General features: G+C 67.3%; 20 protein-coding genes and 1 pseudogene. 7 read left to right on the top strand and 14 right to left on the bottom strand.

All coding sequences use genetic code 11. From position 1 onward, the window contains the following. From G481_RS0116745 to G481_RS0116760, 4 genes are all read right to left on the bottom strand, one after another. A partial coding sequence (locus G481_RS0116745) for a phage portal protein (protein WP_035026536.1) occupies positions 1 to 860 on the bottom strand: 860 nt, incomplete at its 3' end. Next, a complete protein-coding gene (locus tag G481_RS0116750) occupies positions 860 to 1,069 on the bottom strand; it encodes a phage head-tail joining protein (RefSeq protein WP_028031038.1) in 210 nt (69 codons plus the stop codon). The genes G481_RS0116745 and G481_RS0116750, both read right to left, overlap by 1 nt. 1 nt (position 1,070) lies before the next feature. Beyond that, positions 1,071 to 3,074 carry a phage terminase large subunit family protein gene (locus G481_RS0116755; RefSeq protein ID WP_028031039.1) on the bottom strand — a complete coding sequence of 668 codons (2,004 nt, stop codon included), beginning with the start codon at positions 3,072 to 3,074 and terminating at the stop codon, positions 1,071 to 1,073. Then, positions 3,022 to 3,582 carry a hypothetical protein gene (locus G481_RS0116760; RefSeq protein WP_028031040.1) on the bottom strand — a complete coding sequence of 187 codons (561 nt, stop codon included), beginning with the start codon at positions 3,580 to 3,582 and terminating at the stop codon, positions 3,022 to 3,024. The genes G481_RS0116755 and G481_RS0116760 overlap by 53 nt, the downstream gene beginning before the upstream one ends. A gap of 108 nt (positions 3,583 to 3,690) precedes the next feature. Between G481_RS0116760 and G481_RS0116765 the strand changes: the two genes are divergently transcribed. Together G481_RS0116765 and G481_RS0116770 are read left to right on the top strand one after the other, a co-directional pair. After that, positions 3,691 to 3,918 carry a hypothetical protein gene (locus G481_RS0116765; protein ID WP_028031041.1) on the top strand — a complete coding sequence of 76 codons (228 nt, stop codon included), beginning with the start codon at positions 3,691 to 3,693 and terminating at the stop codon, positions 3,916 to 3,918. Positions 3,919 to 4,006: 88 nt separating this feature from the next. Beyond that, positions 4,007 to 4,579, top strand: a complete 573-nt coding sequence (locus tag G481_RS0116770) for a DUF3489 domain-containing protein (protein WP_028031042.1) — start codon at positions 4,007 to 4,009, stop codon at positions 4,577 to 4,579. 98 nt (positions 4,580 to 4,677) lie between these two features. Here G481_RS0116770 and G481_RS26040 read toward each other — a convergent pair whose 3' ends face one another. The 5 genes and pseudogenes from G481_RS26040 to G481_RS0116790 all read right to left on the bottom strand — a co-directional run bounded on the left by G481_RS26040 (position 4,678) and on the right by G481_RS0116790 (position 7,940). Then, the gene (locus tag G481_RS26040) at positions 4,678 to 5,052 is read right to left on the bottom strand and encodes a GNAT family N-acetyltransferase (RefSeq protein WP_154664657.1); all 375 of its coding nucleotides are present in this window, start codon (positions 5,050 to 5,052) and stop codon (positions 4,678 to 4,680) included. 115 nt (positions 5,053 to 5,167) lie between these two features. Further along, positions 5,168 to 5,383 (bottom strand): DUF7220 family protein, encoded by a 216-nt coding sequence (locus G481_RS0116780; protein WP_028031043.1) that lies wholly within the window; start codon positions 5,381 to 5,383, stop codon positions 5,168 to 5,170. Then, positions 5,380 to 5,862 (bottom strand): hypothetical protein, encoded by a 483-nt coding sequence (locus G481_RS26760; RefSeq protein WP_245594996.1) that lies wholly within the window; start codon positions 5,860 to 5,862, stop codon positions 5,380 to 5,382. The genes G481_RS0116780 and G481_RS26760 overlap by 4 nt, the downstream gene beginning before the upstream one ends. Positions 5,863 to 6,067: 205 nt before the next feature. Next, positions 6,068 to 6,574: pseudogene (locus G481_RS26765) on the bottom strand (DNA cytosine methyltransferase); the annotation flags it as partial. A 1-nt stretch (position 6,575) separates the two neighbouring features. Beyond that, positions 6,576 to 7,940 carry a site-specific DNA-methyltransferase gene (locus G481_RS0116790; protein ID WP_028031045.1) on the bottom strand — a complete coding sequence of 455 codons (1,365 nt, stop codon included), beginning with the start codon at positions 7,938 to 7,940 and terminating at the stop codon, positions 6,576 to 6,578. 571 nt (positions 7,941 to 8,511) lie between these two features. Here G481_RS0116790 and G481_RS0116795 point away from each other — a divergent pair. Beyond that, positions 8,512 to 8,796, top strand: a complete 285-nt coding sequence (locus G481_RS0116795) for a hypothetical protein (protein ID WP_028031046.1) — start codon at positions 8,512 to 8,514, stop codon at positions 8,794 to 8,796. Beyond that, a complete protein-coding gene (locus G481_RS0116800) occupies positions 8,793 to 9,206 on the top strand; it encodes a type II toxin-antitoxin system VapC family toxin (protein WP_028031047.1) in 414 nt (137 codons plus the stop codon). The genes G481_RS0116795 and G481_RS0116800 overlap by 4 nt, the downstream gene beginning before the upstream one ends. Before the next feature lie 8 nt (positions 9,207 to 9,214). Here G481_RS0116800 and G481_RS0116805 read toward each other — a convergent pair whose 3' ends face one another. From G481_RS0116805 to G481_RS0116825, 5 genes are all read right to left on the bottom strand, one after another. After that, positions 9,215 to 9,637 carry a DUF6362 family protein gene (locus G481_RS0116805; protein WP_028031048.1) on the bottom strand — a complete coding sequence of 141 codons (423 nt, stop codon included), beginning with the start codon at positions 9,635 to 9,637 and terminating at the stop codon, positions 9,215 to 9,217. Beyond that, the gene (locus G481_RS0116810; protein ID WP_425402475.1) at positions 9,630 to 9,830 is read right to left on the bottom strand and encodes a hypothetical protein; all 201 of its coding nucleotides are present in this window, start codon (positions 9,828 to 9,830) and stop codon (positions 9,630 to 9,632) included. Before G481_RS0116810 ends, G481_RS0116805 begins: the two co-directional genes overlap by 8 nt. Further along, on the bottom strand, positions 9,827 to 10,354 hold the full coding sequence (locus G481_RS0116815) for a hypothetical protein (protein ID WP_028031050.1): 528 nt from the start codon (positions 10,352 to 10,354) through the stop codon (positions 9,827 to 9,829). Before G481_RS0116815 ends, G481_RS0116810 begins: the two co-directional genes overlap by 4 nt. Then, positions 10,351 to 13,836, bottom strand: a complete 3,486-nt coding sequence (locus G481_RS24305) for a toprim domain-containing protein (RefSeq protein ID WP_028031051.1) — start codon at positions 13,834 to 13,836, stop codon at positions 10,351 to 10,353. Before G481_RS24305 ends, G481_RS0116815 begins: the two co-directional genes overlap by 4 nt. Positions 13,837 to 14,327: 491 nt before the next feature. Beyond that, positions 14,328 to 15,041, bottom strand: coding sequence for a hypothetical protein (locus G481_RS0116825; RefSeq protein WP_028031052.1), 714 nt, complete (start codon positions 15,039 to 15,041; stop codon positions 14,328 to 14,330). Between the two features lie 387 nt (positions 15,042 to 15,428). Between G481_RS0116825 and G481_RS0116830 the strand changes: the two genes are divergently transcribed. The 3 genes from G481_RS0116830 to G481_RS24315 are packed head-to-tail and all read left to right on the top strand — an operon-like array spanning position 15,429 to position 17,628. Then, positions 15,429 to 15,884: a DUF2924 domain-containing protein gene (locus G481_RS0116830; protein WP_028031053.1), complete on the top strand. Its 456-nt coding sequence runs from the start codon at positions 15,429 to 15,431 to the stop codon at positions 15,882 to 15,884. Continuing rightward, positions 15,881 to 17,203: a recombinase family protein gene (locus G481_RS0116835; protein ID WP_028031054.1), complete on the top strand. Its 1,323-nt coding sequence runs from the start codon at positions 15,881 to 15,883 to the stop codon at positions 17,201 to 17,203. Before G481_RS0116830 ends, G481_RS0116835 begins: the two co-directional genes overlap by 4 nt. Beyond that, the gene (locus G481_RS24315) at positions 17,200 to 17,628 is read left to right on the top strand and encodes a hypothetical protein (RefSeq protein ID WP_051294626.1); all 429 of its coding nucleotides are present in this window, start codon (positions 17,200 to 17,202) and stop codon (positions 17,626 to 17,628) included. The genes G481_RS0116835 and G481_RS24315 overlap by 4 nt, the downstream gene beginning before the upstream one ends. Positions 17,629 to 17,643 lie beyond the last annotated feature (15 nt).

Below are 17,643 nucleotides of genomic sequence, written 5' to 3' on the forward strand. Positions count from 1 at the left end.
ATGCCCTGCTGGGATTCGTCGTCGCCGAAGACGATCGCGGTGACGCAGGCCTCGGTCTTCTTGCGGACCAGTTCGGCCACTTCATAGTCGTCGAGATCGCGCAAGGACCGGATCACCGGCGCGCCCCAGGGAACCCCGCGGGCCTGCGTGCGCTGTTTTTCATAGACATGGGCGATCTCACTCGCCGGGACCGGGCGGCTCTGCAAGCCGTTCTGCAAGGCGCCATAGGCGTCGCCCGGATGCTCGGCGTGCAGCCAGTAGGCCCGCCGCTTGCCGACCGGGTCGAACTCGATCCCCTGCACCAGCCGCCCCGCGCCGAGGGCGCCGGATTTCGTGGCGTCGAGGAAGTCAGCCTCCAGCACCTGCACTTGCAGCGGCACCGGCAGTCCGTCCGAGGATCGCCGAAGACGGCGGCGCACCAGAACCTCGCCCGCCTCAACCATTTCGCGGCAGATCAATGTCTGCAGGCCGTAGAAATCCAGCTGGCCATCGGCGTCGCAATCCGCTGTCCAGCGGGTGAACAGGGCGTCGACCTTTCGGTCCAGCTTGTCGTCGCCGCTGGCGGCACGGGGCATGATGCCGCTGCCCACGATGTTGTTCACCAGCACCGCAACGGCCTTGGCCGCATGCGGGTTGTTGCGCACGAGATCGCGCATCCGGTCGCGCAACAGCGCCCCGGCGACGCCGATCTCGGTGTCGGCCGAAGACGCGCTCGCCCGCCAGCCGTCCGTGCGGCGGCCCTTTGCGGCCCCGTCATAGCCCCGCGCCAGGGTCTCGAATGCCTGTCGCGCCAGCACGCGACGGGCGGCAGCCCGAGGCGCGATCGTCGCGATAGCGTGATCGAACCAGTTGGCCGACATCAGCGATCCCCGCGCGAGAAGCCCGCCAGCCCGGCGACCGGCAGAGGTCGGGTCGTCCCCGCGATGGCGCGTTCGATGGTCCGGATGCGGGCGAGCAGATCCTCGGCCGAGCCGTAGTCGACAGACTTGCCGTCATAGCTGACCCGGGTCGTGCCGCTGGCATAGGCCCGGCGCAGCGCCGAGAGCTCGGTTTCCGTCCAGTCTGCCATGTCAGAACCATCCTCCGCGTCGGCCAAGCCAGTCCGACTGCCGTTTTCCCTGGGGTGCGGCCTGCGGGCGGTTGACCCGTCCCGCGCCATCCATTTCTGTCGGCGCGGCCCCGAGTTGATCCTCGAGGTCCCGCCATTTTTCGTCGGTCCAGCGGTCCGCTCCCGCAATCCAGGCGGCAGCGCGGGCGTAGACCCGGCAGTCCAGCGCCTCGTTGCGCTCACGGAGCTTCTGCCATTCCAGCCGGGCGAAGCCGCGTTTCGTGCGCACCGTCACCAGCTGCTCGGCCACGAACTGCTTCAGCCACTCGTTCTCGACCCAATGCGGCAGATGCACCGATCCTGGCGGGAACGCGGCACCCTCGGCCATGTCTTCCTCGGTCGGCCGTTCCAGCCGCAGGAAGCGATAGGTCTCGGCCTTGAAGGTCGACACCGCCACGGTCCAGAGACGCGCCCCGCGCCGCAGACGTTTGCCGCCCTCGGTCGCATCGACAAATGTCGGCCCCGATACCGGGCTCGAACGGTTGAACCCCTCGACACCTTTCACCGGCGATACCTGCCCAAACCCTTGTGCCCGCGACCACGAATAGACCGCCGGGGCCTCATAGCCTGTGTCGATGGCAAGCCGCGCGATCCTGAGATGCGCGCCACGTTCATGCGGCCAGGAGCGATCCAGCAAGGTCGTCAGCTCTGACCAGGCATCGTGTCGGTCCGGCCCGCCCTCGATCACGACATGATCAACGAGCCAGCTTTCCAACCCGCGACCCCAGGCCCAGACGTCGACCTCGATCCGGTCCTTCTGCACGTCGGCCCCGGCGGTCAGGAACAACCCGCCCGCTGGCACCGTGCCGGATTTCCAGCGCTCGCGCCGGTCGTAGAGCCTTTGCCAGTCGGGGGCTTCCCCGGTTTCGACCCAAGTTTCGCCAAGGATCGTGTTGCGGAAGGCCTTAATCGCCTCGTCCGACCCCTGGGCCGCTTCCCATGACCGCACGATCCGCTCCCAACTCAACCAGCCGATCGGTGAGTAGAGTGCCGAGAGGTGATACCCGACCGTGGTTGGATCGGCGGCAACGGCCGTCGCCCGCCATTCGCCAGCCTCCAGCATCGCCGTCTTGTGATGTTCGCCGATGGGCTGATCACAGCCCTCGCAGTGATATTCCGCCGTTTCCGGCCGCCCCTTCTGCCAGCGCAGCCGGTCGAATTTCAGCCACTGCGCGTGGCTGCAATGCGGGCACGGCACGAAGAACCGGCGCTGGTCCGAGGCCTCGTATTCCCGTTCGATCCGGCTCAGCCCCCGAATGGTGGGCGTCGAGACCAGGAAGACCTTGCGCCGGTGCGCGAAGGTCAGCGACCGCGCTTCCGCCAGCGTGACCGGATCGCCTTCCTCGTCGGCTGAGGCCGGATAGGCATCGACCTCGTCGAGGAAGATGTAGCGCGCCGGTGTCGAGCGCAGCCCAACCGCCGAGTTCGCCCCGGTCATGATCAGGATGCCGCCCGCGAATTCCTTGGACAGCATCGTGTTGCCCGCGTCGCGGGACCGGGCCGGTTTGACCCTCTCCCGCAGGTCGGGGCTTTCGTCGATCAGCGGGTCGATCCGCTGGCGCGAGTTGCGCTTGGCCAGTTCCACGGTCGGCTGGACCGCCAGCATTGGGCCCGGGGCCTGGTGGATGGCAAAGCCGATCCAGTTGTTTCCTGCCTCGGTCGCGCCGACCTGTGCCGCCTTCATGAACACGATGCGCTGCATCACATCGCCGGGCGACAGCCGATCCATGATCTCGCGCATGTAAGGCGTGCGCGCCGTGCGATAGCGCCCCGGTTCCGCCGATGCGCGGCCCGACAGCATCCGGTGCTTGTCTGCCCATTGCGACACGGTCAGGTCGGGGTCCGGCGTAAGCCCCGCGCCCCAGGTGCGCAGGATTTCCGCCGCGCCGTCGAAGTCGGTCAAACCGTCGTCGTCACCGGAAATCGGGCCGAACCTCGGCAAGCTCGTCGAGGTGGGCGCGTACATGTTTTTCCAAGGCCTTCTGCATCGCGGCCGGTTCCACGCCCAGTTCCGCCGCCATCAGCGCCGACGAGCGTGCGGGCCAGTTCACCCATGCGTCTCGCACCTCCCGCGCCAGCCGGAACACCAGCGACAGCGCCCGCGCCCGCTCGATCAATTCCCCCTTCAGCTTCTGCAGCCGGATCCGCCGTTCCTGTGCCTTCAGCACTTCGTTGGCAGTCTTGGCCTGCAGATAGGTCGTGCCGCCGCCAACGGCTGGCACCGCCAGACCCTGTTCGCGCAGCGTGTCGCCGACAGCAGCCACGGCAGCTTCGGGGACCGGCTTCAGCTTCGGCTCGGGCGGCTTGCGGGTCTTCGACGGGTCGGTCGTTTCCGCCCGGCGCACATCGCTGGCCCCGGCATCAATGCTGCCATCGGTGAACAGCACCAGTCGTTCGGCCGTCTTTGCCTTCTGGATCGCGCCTCGCGACAGCCCGACATGCGCGGCGTACTGGCGCTCGCTCATGCCCTGCATTGAAAGCTCCGATTATCATTCAAAAACATATGCTTATCGTGTTGAAAGGCGTCCCGGACAGAGCGAACGTGTCTCCACAAGAACGATGCATCTCACCACGGAGCCACCATGATGACCCGCCGCGCACAGGACAACACGAAAGCCCTCGACGCCTTCCTCGCCGCCAAGTTCGAGATCGACGCGATGCTGGCACGCCTCGCAGCCCTCAGCGCCGACCATTTCGAGACCAGCCCGGACGAGATCCACTGGGGTCACGTTGGCACCCTGAACCACTACCGCGCCAAGCTGCGCGAGATCACCGACAGCGCCTTCAAGGAAGGCGAACACGCCGAGTGAGGCGACCCACTCCCGGTCCCGCCCGCCGACTGGCGGGCTCGACCTCGTAGAAGGGCCTGCATCCCGCACGCCCGACACGGAGACGACGATGACCCAGCTTTCCGACACCCAAGCCATGATCCTGAGCGCCGCCGCCCAGCGGCCCGAGCGCATCGCCCTGCCGCTGCCCGAGAGCCTGCGCGGTGGGGCCGCTGTCAAGGTGGTCGGCGCGATGATTGCCAAGGGGCTCCTGCAGGAGGTCGATGCCGACCTGCGCAAGGGCGAACCCGTGTGGCGCGAAACCGGCGATGGCCACGGCACCACGCTGGTCGCCACCGAAGCGGGTCTCGCCGCCATCGGGATCGAGCCCGAGGACGCGAACACCGCGCCCGTGGGCGCGACGGACGCACCGACAGAAGGGCCCGCGCCCGAGACCCCCAGCGAACCAGACGCCGCGCCCAAGGCGCGCACGCCGCGCGAGGGGACCAAGCAGGCCAAGCTGATCGCCATGCTGCGCGCGCCGGACGGCGCTACCATTGAGGAGATCATGGCGGCGACTGGCTGGCAGTCGCACACGATCCGGGGTGCGATGGCCGGGGCGCTGAAGAAGAAGCTCGGGCTCGAGGTGACCTCGGAAAAGCTCGAGGGGCGCGGGCGCGTGTACAAACTTCCAACTGTTTGAGCCGGCAGGTGGACCCAAGCATCAGGGCCGCCATCCTCAAGGGTAGCGGACCACGCAGCTGGCTTTATACTTATGTCTAGACCATTCGCTCATATCCGCTAAGACGACGGATCGACGTCATCAGGGAACGGATAGATCAATTCAAGCTTTTGACACTTCAAAGTGATATAGAGGCCATCATCGGTTAAGGCGTTCTCACCACCAATGCCTCTGTCTCTTTTTCCGGGAAGCAAAGTGCCGATCTCGTCTACGAGTTGGCTGACCATTTCTGTTGCAATGCCGGCTCCACGATAAGCCTCATTGACCTCCCAACCGGTAATCTCGGCCGGAATATCTGGCGAGCGTTCGTCAATTTCACGCCGTCCGGTTGTTATCAGATCACCAACTTTCTTCCCGTCGTGATAGGCGTAAGCACAGTCTCCATTCACTTCAATTCGGATGTCTCGCCCTGCCTTGTCTAGAAAGAAAACCATGCTCTGAATCCCCACTCGCTGCTCAAGAGATGCATATCATGCTGCCGAATGCCTTACAGTAGCTTTTGAGCTTGTGAACTGAGTCTCGGGTCCATCACAGAAACGCCCTGCCGCTTCACACACGCCGTAGCCGCTCGAACACCCGTCGCAGGACGTAGGAACGCGCGATGCTCACCACCGTGAAAACCGCGCCCATCTTCAGATTCTGCGCCAGCGTCGTGTGCAGGCCGAAAACTGGGAAGATCAGGATCTGGGTGACCACGGCAACGCCGTAGCCGACGACCACGTTGGCGACGGCTTCAACCAGCGACATGGCGCGCGACTGCTTCATCCCGTCACCTCATCCATTTGCCAGCAATTCAGCTGCCAAAGTTCTGAGCGCATGCGCTGCAACCAGTGGGACCACGCCGTTGCCACAGAGGCGAAGCCGGTCCACCCGGTGGGCCAGCCCATCAGCGCCTCGACGAACAGCGGGTTCAAGGTTCGGCGCGCATCGGAGATATCTGTCCCAGCCATCGGCGTCACCAGGACCTGGCGGCCAAGCAGGCCGTTCACCGGCGTGTTCGCAAGTGTTGTCGCTCCATCCTTGTGATCCCGCGCTGTCGGCGTCATCCACATCCCAGCCGCATGGGTCAGGTCCGCTGTCCGGCGATTGCCCGCACTCGGCTTGCAGCCGTCGTTCGCCATCGGCGTAGGCCAGTCCCGCGCCATTCGGTCCAGACCTTTCTCGTCCTTCCGTTCGCCACCCCGGCTGCGGAAACTGTCGATCTGCGGTGTCGGCCATAGCGCGGCGGTCGTCGCGAGGTTCATCCCGTGCTGGCCCGCCTCCTGCGAGGGCGTCGGCTTCGTCTGCCGGTTCTCGTTGGCACTGGCCCTTGGCGTGGGCCACAAGCGCAGCAGTTCCGTCCGGTTCCCGCCGCTCGACCGGGTTCCAGAGCAGGCGCGTGGGGTCGGCCAGCTCGTCCCCCTCGCGGACGGCAAGGATGAACAGCCGCTCGCGTTTGTGGGGCGCGCCGACTTCCGCCGCCGTGAAGAGGCCTGCCGCAAGCTTGTAGCCCATGCCGACCAGTCCGCTGGCGACTTCGGGGAAGCCGAGGCGGAGATGATGGGCGACATTCTCGAGGAAGACGAAGTGCGGCTCGACCTCGCCGATGATGCGGGCGACATGCGGCCAGAGGTGGCGTGGGTCCTCGACGCCCCGGCGCTTTCCGGCGACGGAGAATGGCTGGCACGGATAGCCCGCAGTGACGATGTCCACCGCGCCGCGCCACGGGCGGCCGTCGAAGGTTGCAACATCGTCCCAGACAACAGCCGGATCCAGGGGCGCGTCTTCCATCCGCGCCACGAGAGTGGCTGCGGCGTAGGTTTCCCGTTCGACATGGCCCACAGCACGATATCCGGGGATGGCAATGGCGAGCCCGAGGTCGAGTCCGCCAGCGCCGGAGCAGAGAGAGAGGCCGAAGAGGCATGCGTCTCCGGCCCCGGAAGCGTCTCCGGAGGAAGGTAAAGCCAGGTCATGCATGTCACGCGGCGGTCTGGCGCTTTCGCGCGGGTTCGGGTTCGGCGTCCGTGTCCGGAGTATCGGTGTCGTCGCCCAGCCGCTCGATTCTCACCTGCGCGAAGGTCCGGCCGTCGCTGTCGAGGATCGCCTCACGCCCCGTATCGGCCTGCCAGCGCTCGACGGCGACATCGACATAGGCCGGGCTGATTTCCATCGCGTACACACGGCGGCCGTTGGCCTCGCCCGCCATGATCTGCGAACCGGAGCCCGAGAACGGCTCGTAGCAGATCCCGCCGCGGGCGACGTGCTGGCGCATGGGGATCCCGAAAGCGTCGAGCGGTTTCGGCGTGGGATGGTCGGGCCGGTCGTCTTTGGCGAAGCTGGGCAGCGCCCATGTCGACGGCAGCGTTTCCTCGGCCACCTTCGGCGGGCGGTTCGGACGGCGCCAACCCATGAAACAGGGCTCGTGTTTCCAGAGGTAGTGGGACCGGGTGAGGACGCCGCGGTCCTTCACCCAGATGATCTGCTGGTGCACGAAGGCGCCGGCCTTTTCCCAGCAAGCCTCGAGCATCGCCTGGCGGCGCGAGGCGTGCCAGCAGTACCAGGCGGCGTCTTCGGCGATGGCCTCGGCGACCGCCGCAGCGATGAAGCCGTCGTAGAGCTCCGCGCCCTGAGAGGAGTCGTCCCAGGTTGTGCCGTAGGACGCGGACCAATCCTTGTTGCGGGTCGGATGGTTCGAGCCGTCGTAGTCCACCAGATAGGGCGGATCGGTGGCGAACAGGATCGCCCGATCGCCATTCATCAGGCGGCGCACGTCGGCCGCGCTGGTGCTGTCGCCGCACAGCAGACGGTGGTCGCCGAGGATCCAAAGATCGCCGGTGCGCGACGCCGGGTTGCGTGGCGGTTCGGGGATGGTCACCGGCGGCACGGAGCCCCCGGCGCCACCTTCTTCACCGTCGTCTTCCGCGACGTAGGCCAGCAGCTTGTCCAGTTCGCCATCGGAAAACCCGACCAACGACAGGTCGAAATCCTCGGCCAGCAGGTCGTTCAGTTCCGCCGACAGCAGCGCCTCGTCCCAAGTGCCGAGCTCGGTCAGCTTGTTGTCCGCGATCCGGTAGGCCCGGCGCTGCGCCTCGGTCAGATGGCCCAGCACGATCACCGGCGCTTTGGTCAGACCCAACTTCGTGGCGGCCAGGACCCGGCCATGGCCCGCGATCAACTCGCCGTCCTCTCCGACGAGGCAGGGCACGGTCCAGCCGAACTCAGCCATGCTGGCGGCGATCTTCGCGACCTGGTCCGCCCCATGCGCCTTGGCATTGCGGGCGTAGGGCTGGAGCTTGGCCAGCGGCCACATCTCGATCCGCTCGGGGGCGAAGCTCAGCGTCATCAGCGGGTCATTCCTCGGATCAAGGGGGATACCCCTGGCTTCCGGACTCCGGGGTCCAGACTGGACTCCACGCAGGGTCCAGTGGCCACCGGGGGTGTCCAGCTTCAAGGGTTTGAATTTGCAGTGTTTCAGGCGGGATCAGGCGGTGCTGGCTTCCGGGTGGCTTCCCAAAAATCCGGCCCTGTCGCTAGCGATGTGCCGCGCTTCGCCCGCCAGCATAGGATTTCGGCCAGGAAGGAACCAAGATATCAAAGGGTTGGCCGATTTCGCGCCGACCATCCGCCGACCGCTTGCCAGATGCGAACTCTCGCCGCGTCTCGCGCCCGCTGGACCCCGGATCGGATTCCGGCTGGATTCCTTGCTGGACCCCGGAAGCCAGCGACGCGGCCAGTGCCTGCGCGCTCCTCTCCCGAGCATATGGATTTCATAGCCTCCCGGATGGAATCCGTCTCGCCTTCCGGTGTCTCACCGGAAATTGTCTCATCGGTGCGGCGGGGGTTGACAGCCCGATCTTGAACGCCGTTGCCGCTTCACCACATTTCCGGTATAATTTCCGGAAATGGAGGGCATAATGGGCAACACCGATCCATCCCCCGTCACCCAATGGCGCAAGCGCCGCCAGCGGCAGGGTTTCGTGCGCGTCGAGGTTCAGGTCCGCAAGGAGGATGCCAGGCTGGTGCGCGACGTCGCAACCGCGCTTGGCGATCCGACGCGGGAGGCCGAGACCCGCGCGCTGCTGCGTGAGAAGATCGCGTCTGCGCGCTCGGGCGGGTTGAAGGCGCTGCTGGCGGCGGCTCCGCTCGAGGGCATCGAGATCGACCGTCCACGCGATTTCGGGCGCGAGCTTTCCCTGTGAGCTTCCTGATCGACACCAATGTCATCTCCGAAATCCGCAAGGGCAACCGCTGCGATCCGGGCGTCGCCACCTGGTGGGCCGAGGTGGCCGAGGACGATCTCTGGCTCAGCGCGCTGGTGCTGGGCGAAATCCGCAAGGGCGTGGAACTGGCGCGCCGGCGCGATCCGCAGAAGGCAGCGGCGCTGGAGGCATGGCTCGGCGAGGTGGTAGCGGGCTTTGCCGACAGGGTGCTGCCCGTCGATGCTGCGGTCGCCGAGGAATGGGGGCGGATGAATGCGATCCGGCCCGTGCCGGTGATCGACGCATTGCTGGCGGCAACGGCGAAGGCCAACGGTCTCACGCTGGTGACCCGGAACGAGGCGGATGTCGCCGGGATCGGGGTCGAGGTGCTGAACCCGTTCGGGGCCTGAGGCACCCGTCATCCGGCCTTCGCCACCACGAACTCCATCGACCGTTTCCCCGGCACCCGCTTTCCGTTGAGCCGCCAGGTGATGACGGCGATGCCATACTGCCAACGCCGGTTCGCCGTGGCGCGGCTGATGCCCAACTCCCAGCAGATCGGCTTCCACGGTTTGCGGTTGGCCCGGAGCCAGAGGAGCCGCGCATCAGCGGGCACGATCCAGCGCAACCAGAGCAGAGCGTCCTCGGCTTCGGTGATTTGACGCGGGCCGGGCCTCGGCCGCCTCATTGTCGGCTCCTGACCGACCATGTCGCCGAAGCTGTGGAAATACTCGGGCCATGCGTTGAAATAGCCCTGCGGTTTCACATTGGGCAGCGACCGGAAGACGTCGGCGGCGCTTTCAAGCCGATCCTCGACCATGATGGGGGTCCAGTCAGCCATCCGCCCGTTCCTCACATCTGCCGTAAAGCCGGTCGCCCAGCTGCCGCACCAGTTCCTTCTCGGGCCAGCTCAGGCGCTCATCGTCGATCGAGACGGCCAGCACACCCTGGTCGCGCCAGCCCTCCCGCTTCACGCGGTCGGGGTCCCGCCGCTCGCCCCCATAGCCCGGAGGATGCCAGCGCATCGTCTTCATGCGCTCCCCTCCCGACTGGCCCGCGCCATGGCCGCGCGGGCCTGCTGGGCCCGACGGCGATCCCGGTCGTTGTCGAGATCGATCCGGCTGAGACCGGTCTCGCGATCGACATGGCTGCCTTCGCCGTGGCGCGCCCAGGCGATGAAGGCGTTCCCGATCTTGCCATGCAGCGCGATCATGGCGCTCTGGTTGGAGACCGCGATGAGGGGCGCGAGATGGCGGGAGAGGAACGGCAGCCAGTCGGCGGGGTTCGGGACGACGATCTGCTCGATGAAGGCCAGCGGTGTCTCGATCAGGACGAAGATGCCATGAATCTCGCTTGGCCAGAACCGGATCTCGATCGCGCCGCCAAGTAGGCCCTCCTCGGTCAGCAGCGTGTGCTCGCAATCGAGGACGCGCTCGAAGGCCCGGTGGAAATCGATGCGCTCGGTCTCGCTCAGCCGCTCGGCCTCGTGATACCAGTCGGGCAGCTCGGTATCTTGGAAGCGGCCGGCGTCGTAGAGGCGCATCCTGTCGTAACTCATGCCTCGGTCTCCTCTTGTGGTTCGGGATGATCGGATCGCAGCAGGGCGGCGGGGTTCGCGGCCGCCAGCCGGGCCGCGAGCGCGTCGAGGGCGGCGCGCCGCGTGGCGACGACGGCCTGCATGCTGGCGGTCAGGCGGGATGCGAGAGCGTCGAGACGGTCCGGGTCGCCGGGATCGGTGACAGGATTCGCCGCGCTGCCGATGTGCCGGATCTCGAAACTGGCGAGCGGCCCGAGACGGTTGGTGAGCCAGGCTTCCGGATCGAGGATACGGGCGAGATCGACGCGGGCGGTCCGGGCGCGATGGCCGGGCCCGGCCGGGCGCCAGGTCACCTCCACAGAGGAAGGGGACATTCTGCTATTATAGAGGTCTCTATAATAGTCATTTGTCCCGTTCCTCTGGCCGTCCTTCTTGGCTGCCTCGTGGCTCGGCCAGAGGTCGGGGAAGCAGGCGGCCATGTCGGCGGCGTTCTCCAGCACGATGCCGGACAGCGCCATCAGATCACGCCGGGAGGGTTTGAGTTCGGACCACGGCACCAGCGCGTCCACCGTGACCGGCAGGGCCACGTCGGTCAGCAGGTCGATCTCCAGCGCCGTGTCGGCGGTGCGGTTGACGCCGCGCCCGCGCCCCATCGCCTGGATGAGCTCGCCCTCGCAGATGCTCCAGCGCACCGCCTCGGCAATCGGGTCGGCATGGGCCTCCGTGGCGAGCGGCGCCGTCCGGTCGCCTGCCAGCCGGATGCGGCGCTCTGCCATCGGATACCACCAGCCCGCGTCCTCGGGGTTCGGTGCGGGCACGCGGCCGGTGAGCGCCATGGCGATCAGTTCCACCGTGCGCGGCGCGGGCAGGGTGCGGCCCATGACGATCATGCCGCCGACATCGCCCCAGCGGTCGAGCCCGCTCAGCGCGTTGAAATGCACTGCCTCGACCCGCGGCGGCAGGCCCGTGGCCCGAAGCGCGTCGACCGTGGCCTTCTGGCCGACCACCAGCAGATCGGCGCGCGCGGCGGGGCGATGGCACTGTCGTGCGCGCAGCGCGATCCAGGCGCGGAGATCGCGCAAGCGGGTTGCGGCGGCCTTCCGATCCCGGTCCGGGGCGTCCGCTGCCGGCGTCAGGGCGCGGGCCGAAGTCGGGCTGCCGGTCACCTGGCGGATGCGCACATGCGGCTGGCGCGCGGCGACATGTGCGCCGATGTCGATCAACGGCAGGTAGGTCTGGACGAGTTCCGGCCGCAGCGTCGCGTCGAGATGCAGGATTGGCGCCTCACCCGCCCAGCCGGCGCGCAGGCGACTGCGCCAGCGCAGCTTCAGCGCCCGGACCGAGCCATTATCGGTCCGCTCGTGAACCAGCTCGGCACCGGCCGCATCATGGTCGTGCTCCAGCGCCTCGGCGAGGATCAGCCAGAGCGTGGCGCAACGTCCCGGCGGCGCCCAGGGCTCGCTCGCGGGCGGCAGGACCGCTTCGATCCGTTTTCGCCGTTCGACGCAGGACATGCCGGGCAGAAGCCCCGCATCGCGCATCCGGCGGCGCTCCAGCGTCGCGGCATTGCGACAGTCCTCGGCCGTCAGGCCGACGGCCTGCAAGAGCCCGTGGCGCAGGGGACCGGCTTCGCAGACCTGCAGCGCCTTCCAGAGCCGGCCGCGGGCGGCGACCAGATCGGCGGTGGCGCCGATGTCGATCCTGCCCTTTGCGCCGTAACAGACCAGCGAGGTCCGCCCCGGCTCCAGCCCGTCCTGCGTCAGCGTCGCCTTGCCGTCGAGGCCGCGCAGGCCCGATTGCCAGAAGGCCTCGTCGATGACGAGCAGGCCGACCGTTCCGATGGCTTCCGGCTTCATGTGGAAGAGGCTGTCATGGGCGCAGACGATCACCTGCGCTGCCTGCGCCTCCAGTTTCTGCCGCTGGTAGCCGCAGGCGCGGTAATGCGCGCAGAGATGCAGCTCGCCCCCGCGCTTGACCTTGCAGCAGCTCTGTTCGACCGGATGTTCGACCTCGAGCGCATCGAAGGTGGCCTCGGGGTCGAGGCACATCTGCTGCTCGGGATTGTCCTGGGAGGGATCGGGGGCGGTGCGGCCCTTCCAGAGCATGGCGCGCAGGCCGAGCGCCTTGAGGGCCGCGACCTGTTCGGAACCGAGATCGTGGCGCGGCACCGCATAAACGACCTTGCGGTTCCCGAGCCCGCCCGAGATGACGAGGTCCGCGATCGCGGCACGGGCGGTGGAGGTCTTGCCGAGGCCGACATCGACCGGCAGGCCGAAAAGCGGCGGCAGGGCCGCGCGCGCCACCAGGTTGAAATCCAGCGGATCGCGGTTCTCGCCCGCGTCCTGCGCGGCTTCGCGGGCGGCTTCCACGGCGGCCCAGTACGCGGGGATCGCACCCATGAAGGTGCTGATGGCGTTGGCTAGGCTGGCGCGCGCTTCGTCCGGCGTCAGGACTGGCGCCGGCCATGTCGGTGGCAGCGGCGGGATCTTCGCTGCGGCCGCGACCAGCAAGGCAACGGCCTCAGGCCCCTCGGTGCGGCACAGGTCATTGGCATCGCCGGGGGCATCGGGCACCGCGAGGCGGCCATCGACGGCCAGCGCCGCCTTGCGCGCGGCCGAGACGCCGGGGTTCCTGTCGCGGTCGGGCTTCACGTCGTTGTCAGCGACGAGGACGAGGTCGGCCTCCGGGAACCGCCCGCGCAGCGCCTCCGCCACCGGAAGCAGGTTGCCTGCGTCCATCGCGGCGATGACGGTGTGGCCTGTGGCAAGGTGCAGGCTCGCACCCGTGGCCCAGCCTTCGCAGATCAGGATCGGCCCGTCCGGATCCGTGACCGGGGCGGGACCGGCGCCGAGGATGCAGAAATGGCCGCGCTTGGCGCCCCCGGCGAGAAAACGCTTGGCGCCGTCCGGGGCGATGGTCTCGACACTGTGGAGCCGGCCTTCGATGTCCTGCAGCAGCACAATGAGGTGGCCACGGGCGTCGACGCGCAGGCCGAGCGCGGCGACCTGCTTCACCGTCAGATAGGGGTGATCGGCCGGCGCCGGCTGGGTGTGCTCCCAGATGCGCGCGGCGCGTCCCGCAGCTTCCTCTGCACGCGCGACTGCCGGGTCCGCTTCGCGGAGATGAGTCCGGGACGTCTCGGCCGCATGGGGCTGGGGCGAAACCGGCGCGTCTGCCGCCAGGATCGGTGGCGCCGGGCGCTGCCGGATCGGCCGATGCCATTGCCCCAGGCGCAAGCGGTCGGCCGTCCAGTCGAGGGCATCCTTACGGCTGAAGCCCTTCTCGCGTGCAACCAGATCGACAAAGCCGCCGCCGTCGCCGGTCTCATGGTCGAACCACATGCCGGCCTTGGCACCGGCGATCACCACCGAGAGGCTGCCCTTGCGGCCCCAGCGCCATTCCTGGCCGGCCCGGAAGTTCGGCTTGCCGAGGATCTCCACGGCGAGCTCCGGCAGCCGCGCACGCAGCTCGGCATCGAAGGCCTGCCAGTCCCGCCCGCTCATCGCGGCCCCAGCGGGGCGCGCCTGCGCAGGCCAGTCGGCACAGGGGCCGCGGCAGCGATGCGCAGGGGGTGGCGGAGGCAGGCGGACACGGGCGTCGGGAACCGGGTTGAGGGCGTCGTTGCCCCCGGTTCTGCCGCCTTCCAGCCGCCCCTCGCGACGTCGGAGCCGGTCCGCCCGGCCGCGCGCTGCCCCACCGGAATGGGTGGAACCCTTCCAGCAAGGCGTTGTAATCACGTCAGATCATGGGTTGACCCCAAGGGAGCCAGTGAGCCGCTTCCGAGGCCGCTCCGAGCCAGCTTGCCGTCGTGGGGTGAACCCGGTTTCGCACAAACGGGTTGAACGGTTCAGCCCTTCATCGGGACGGCCAAAGTCGGGGGGGGGCGCATTTGCAGCGTGCGCATCGAGGGCCTGTACAACAGGACGAGCCCGAAGCAGCCACCGTCAAAATCGCGTTGTCCTCGCCAACGCGTTTGAAGCCTCCCTGGCCGCACCTATCCGGTGTGCCGCAGATCGGGGCCCAGCACCCGCTTCGCCCCACCGCGCTGTGCCGACGGCAGCCGGATCAGCGTTGCCATGGCGTCGGCAAGCTTGTTGGAAACCGGTTCGCCCTCGATCTGCTGCTCGAGAAACCAGTCCATCAGGCATTCCTTCTTGCCCTGGTTCCCCTGCGAAATCCCGAAATGTGCAATCGCGGCCTGCATCAGATCGAGATAGGGCGTGGTGTATATTGCATCTGCCGCGCCTTGCGCGGGTCGCGCCGGCTCCGGGATGTAATCTGGCCAGATCGCCTTCACGAGGAAACGCGCCACGCGGATGTCGATGAATTCCCAATCCCGCGCGGTCAGCCGCCCGAACGAATACTTGCCCTCGCGCCACTGCTCCGGGCGGATGCTGGTGTGGTAGCCCGAATGCAGGCCGAAACCGCTGCTGCTGCCGCCGTTGCCCCAGCCATGGGTCCGCTCCTCCGTGTATCGCCCCTGCGCCAGAAGATCCCCGTCTCGCAACGCGACGAGCAACTCGGTCTCCGCCTCCGCCTTCCACGCGATCGTCGGGTCCTGCGGCCGGTTCCAGGTCTGGTATTCCGGCACCGGTCTGGGCGGCAAACTTGCCGCTTCCACCGCGCGCCGCGCGATCGTCACGTTCTGCACATGGGCCAGCGCCTCTGCAAAACTCCATTGGGTACGGTCGAGCGATTGCAGCGACATGGGGGCCTCGTGAATCGATTGGGGACAGTTCGAACATAATGGGAACGCCCTGACCCCTCAACCCACCAAGGTGTTGCAACACCGAAAGGGTTCACCCTTTCGGGGCGGGCACGGGCTGACCCGTTCCGAGGTCGCGGTCATCTGCGCAATCATGCACCGATGGATCATGATGTTCGATCCCGGTCCCACTCGTCGCCCCAACCCACTCGCTCCTACGGTGATGACGCCCGCCGAGCGCCGCGCTGAGCTGTGCGGCCTGCTGGCGCTCGGGCTGGTCAGGGTGCTGCAGCGCGGTCGGGGCGAACCTTCTGACGAAACAAGAGAAATTCACCTACACTATCCGGCTGTCCGATGCCGTCATGCAACCCGGAACCCAACGGAGACCGCATGACCACGCATGATCCCATCCCCGCGCGCCTGGCCGCGCTCAAGACCGCGACGACGCCAGAGCTGAAGCAGCAGTGGCGCGATCTGTTCGACAGCGAGCCGCCGCCGTTCAACCGGCGCTACCTGGAAAGCCGGCTGGCCTACCGCATTCAGGAACTGGCCTACGGCGGGCTGAAACCCGAGACCATCCAGCGGCTGGAGCGGCTCGGCGAGGACCTGGATGGCGGTGACCGCAAGAAGCGCGCCATCCGCCTCGACCGTGACCGCCCGATCACCGGCACGCGGCTGTTGCGCGAATGGCAGGGCGTCGAACAGGTCGTCACTGTCACCGCCGATGGCTTTGAGTGGCAGGGGCGGCCGTACCGGTCGCTGTCCGCCATCGCCCGCGCCATCACCGGCACCCGCTGGAACGGCTGGGTCTTCTTCGGCCTGAAGAACCACAGGGGGCGGACATGACGAAGCCGCCGGAGAAATCGAAACCCGTCCTCAAGCTCCGTTGCGCCGTCTATACAAGGAAATCCTCTGAGGAAGGGCTGGAGCAGGAGTTCAACAGCCTGCACGCCCAGCGGGAAGCCTGCGAAGCCTATATCGCCAGCCAGCGCTCCGAGGGCTGGGTGCTGGTCCGCGATCAGTATGACGACGGCGGCATCTCGGGCGGGACGCTGGAACGGCCCGGCCTGCAGCGGCTCATCGGCGACATCGAGGACGGGCTGGTCGACGTGGTCGTCGTCTACAAGATCGACCGCCTCAGCCGCTCGCTCGCCGACTTCGCCAAGCTGGTCGAGGTGTTTGACCGCAATGGCGTGACCTTCGTCTCGGTGACGCAGTCGTTCAACACCACCACATCCATGGGGCGGTTGACGCTGAACATCCTGCTGTCCTTCGCCCAGTTCGAGCGCGAGGTCACCGCAGAACGCATCCGCGACAAGGTCGCCGCGAGCCGGAAGAAGGGGATGTGGATGGGTGGGGTGCCGCCCTTCGGCTATCGCGTGGAAAACCGGAAGCTGCTGGTTGACGAACCCGCCGCCGGCCATGTGCGCTGGATTTTCGCCCGCTTCCTCGAGATCGGCTCGGCCACGGAACTGGCGCGAGAGGTCGGCAAGCGCGGCATCCGCACGCCTCGCGGGAACCGGATCGACAAGAAGTATCTGTACCGGATGCTGTCAAACCGCGCCTACCTTGGCGAGGCAGTCCACAAGGGCGACAGCTATCCCGGCGAACACGACGCGATCATAGACCGCGAGACATGGGACAAGGTTCACTCCATCCTACAGGAGAGCCCCCGCAAACGCGCCGCCCGGACCCGCGCCGACACGCCCGCGCTGCTGAAGGGGCTGCTGTTCGGGCCCGATGGCGCCGCGTTCTCGCCGACACACACGCGCAAGGGCGGCAGACTCTACCGCTACTACGTCAGCCAGACGGTGCTGAAGCACGGCGCGGGGGCGTGTACCATCGGCCGCGTGCCTGCGGGCGAGATCGAGGCCGCCGTCATCGACCAACTGCGTGCTGTCTTCCGCCAGCCCGAGATTGTCGCGGGCACGTGGAAGGCAGCGCGGACGCAAGGCGACGGAATCACCGAGGCCGACGCTCGCACGGCCCTCCAGAAACTCGATCCGTTGTGGGATGAACTTTTCCCCGGCGAGCAGGCACGCATCGTGATGCTGTTGGTCGAACGTGTCGAGATCGGCAGCAGCGTTCTCAACCTCCGCCTGCGCATGGACGGACTGGCGGCGCTGGCGCGTGAAATCACCGCCGATGCCGGAGCTGAAGTATGACCCGCGCCACGCCCATCCCCGACACCATGACCATCCATGTCCCGTTCCGCGTCGTGAAGCGGGGCGGGCGGAAAGAGATGCAGTTGCCAGAAGGCGCGGCGCACTCGCGGCGGACCGACAACGCGCTGGTCAAGGCACTGGCTCGCGCGTTCCGCTGGAAACGGATGCTGGAGTCGGGTGAGTTCGCTACCATCGCCGAACTGGCCGAACGGGAGGGCATCGCGCCCTCCTATATGACCCGCGTCCTGCGGCTCTCGCTGCTCGCGCCTGACATCATCGAGGGCATCCTGGAAGGGAAGCACGGGCCGGAGGTGACCTTGGGACGGTTGCTGGAGGGGTTTCCGGCGGATTGGGAGGGACAGCATCTCGACACAATCGTAGGCAGGGGCTACTTGTCGGATAACAAGCCTCTCGCGCAAGCATAGCGGTGCGGCCGAAAA

Source organism: Gemmobacter nectariphilus DSM 15620 (assembly GCF_000429765.1).
Taxonomy (GTDB): domain Bacteria; phylum Pseudomonadota; class Alphaproteobacteria; order Rhodobacterales; family Rhodobacteraceae; genus Wagnerdoeblera; species Wagnerdoeblera nectariphila.

What these genes read in the sequence shown, in the direction of transcription:
- G481_RS0116750 (WP_028031038.1), bottom strand. Translation starts at nt 1,069, where the DNA reads ATGGCAGACTGGACGGAAACCGAGCTCTCGGCGCTGCGCCGGGCCTAT.
- G481_RS0116755 (WP_028031039.1), bottom strand. Translation starts at nt 3,074, where the DNA reads ATGTACGCGCCCACCTCGACGAGCTTGCCGAGGTTCGGCCCGATTTCC.
- G481_RS0116760 (WP_028031040.1), bottom strand. Translation starts at nt 3,582, where the DNA reads ATGCAGGGCATGAGCGAGCGCCAGTACGCCGCGCATGTCGGGCTGTCG.
- G481_RS0116765 (WP_028031041.1), top strand. Translation starts at nt 3,691, where the DNA reads ATGATGACCCGCCGCGCACAGGACAACACGAAAGCCCTCGACGCCTTC.
- G481_RS0116770 (WP_028031042.1), top strand. Translation starts at nt 4,007, where the DNA reads ATGACCCAGCTTTCCGACACCCAAGCCATGATCCTGAGCGCCGCCGCC.
- G481_RS26040 (WP_154664657.1), bottom strand. Translation starts at nt 5,052, where the DNA reads ATGGTTTTCTTTCTAGACAAGGCAGGGCGAGACATCCGAATTGAAGTG.
- G481_RS0116780 (WP_028031043.1), bottom strand. Translation starts at nt 5,383, where the DNA reads ATGAAGCAGTCGCGCGCCATGTCGCTGGTTGAAGCCGTCGCCAACGTG.
- G481_RS26760 (WP_245594996.1), bottom strand. Translation starts at nt 5,862, where the DNA reads ATGAACCTCGCGACGACCGCCGCGCTATGGCCGACACCGCAGATCGAC.
- G481_RS0116790 (WP_028031045.1), bottom strand. Translation starts at nt 7,940, where the DNA reads ATGACGCTGAGCTTCGCCCCCGAGCGGATCGAGATGTGGCCGCTGGCC.
- G481_RS0116795 (WP_028031046.1), top strand. Translation starts at nt 8,512, where the DNA reads ATGGGCAACACCGATCCATCCCCCGTCACCCAATGGCGCAAGCGCCGC.
- G481_RS0116805 (WP_028031048.1), bottom strand. Translation starts at nt 9,637, where the DNA reads ATGGCTGACTGGACCCCCATCATGGTCGAGGATCGGCTTGAAAGCGCC.
- G481_RS0116810 (WP_425402475.1), bottom strand. Translation starts at nt 9,830, where the DNA reads ATGAAGACGATGCGCTGGCATCCTCCGGGCTATGGGGGCGAGCGGCGG.
- G481_RS0116815 (WP_028031050.1), bottom strand. Translation starts at nt 10,354, where the DNA reads ATGAGTTACGACAGGATGCGCCTCTACGACGCCGGCCGCTTCCAAGAT.
- G481_RS24305 (WP_028031051.1), bottom strand. Translation starts at nt 13,836, where the DNA reads ATGAGCGGGCGGGACTGGCAGGCCTTCGATGCCGAGCTGCGTGCGCGG.
- G481_RS0116825 (WP_028031052.1), bottom strand. Translation starts at nt 15,041, where the DNA reads ATGTCGCTGCAATCGCTCGACCGTACCCAATGGAGTTTTGCAGAGGCG.
- G481_RS0116830 (WP_028031053.1), top strand. Translation starts at nt 15,429, where the DNA reads ATGACCACGCATGATCCCATCCCCGCGCGCCTGGCCGCGCTCAAGACC.
- G481_RS0116835 (WP_028031054.1), top strand. Translation starts at nt 15,881, where the DNA reads ATGACGAAGCCGCCGGAGAAATCGAAACCCGTCCTCAAGCTCCGTTGC.
- G481_RS24315 (WP_051294626.1), top strand. Translation starts at nt 17,200, where the DNA reads ATGACCCGCGCCACGCCCATCCCCGACACCATGACCATCCATGTCCCG.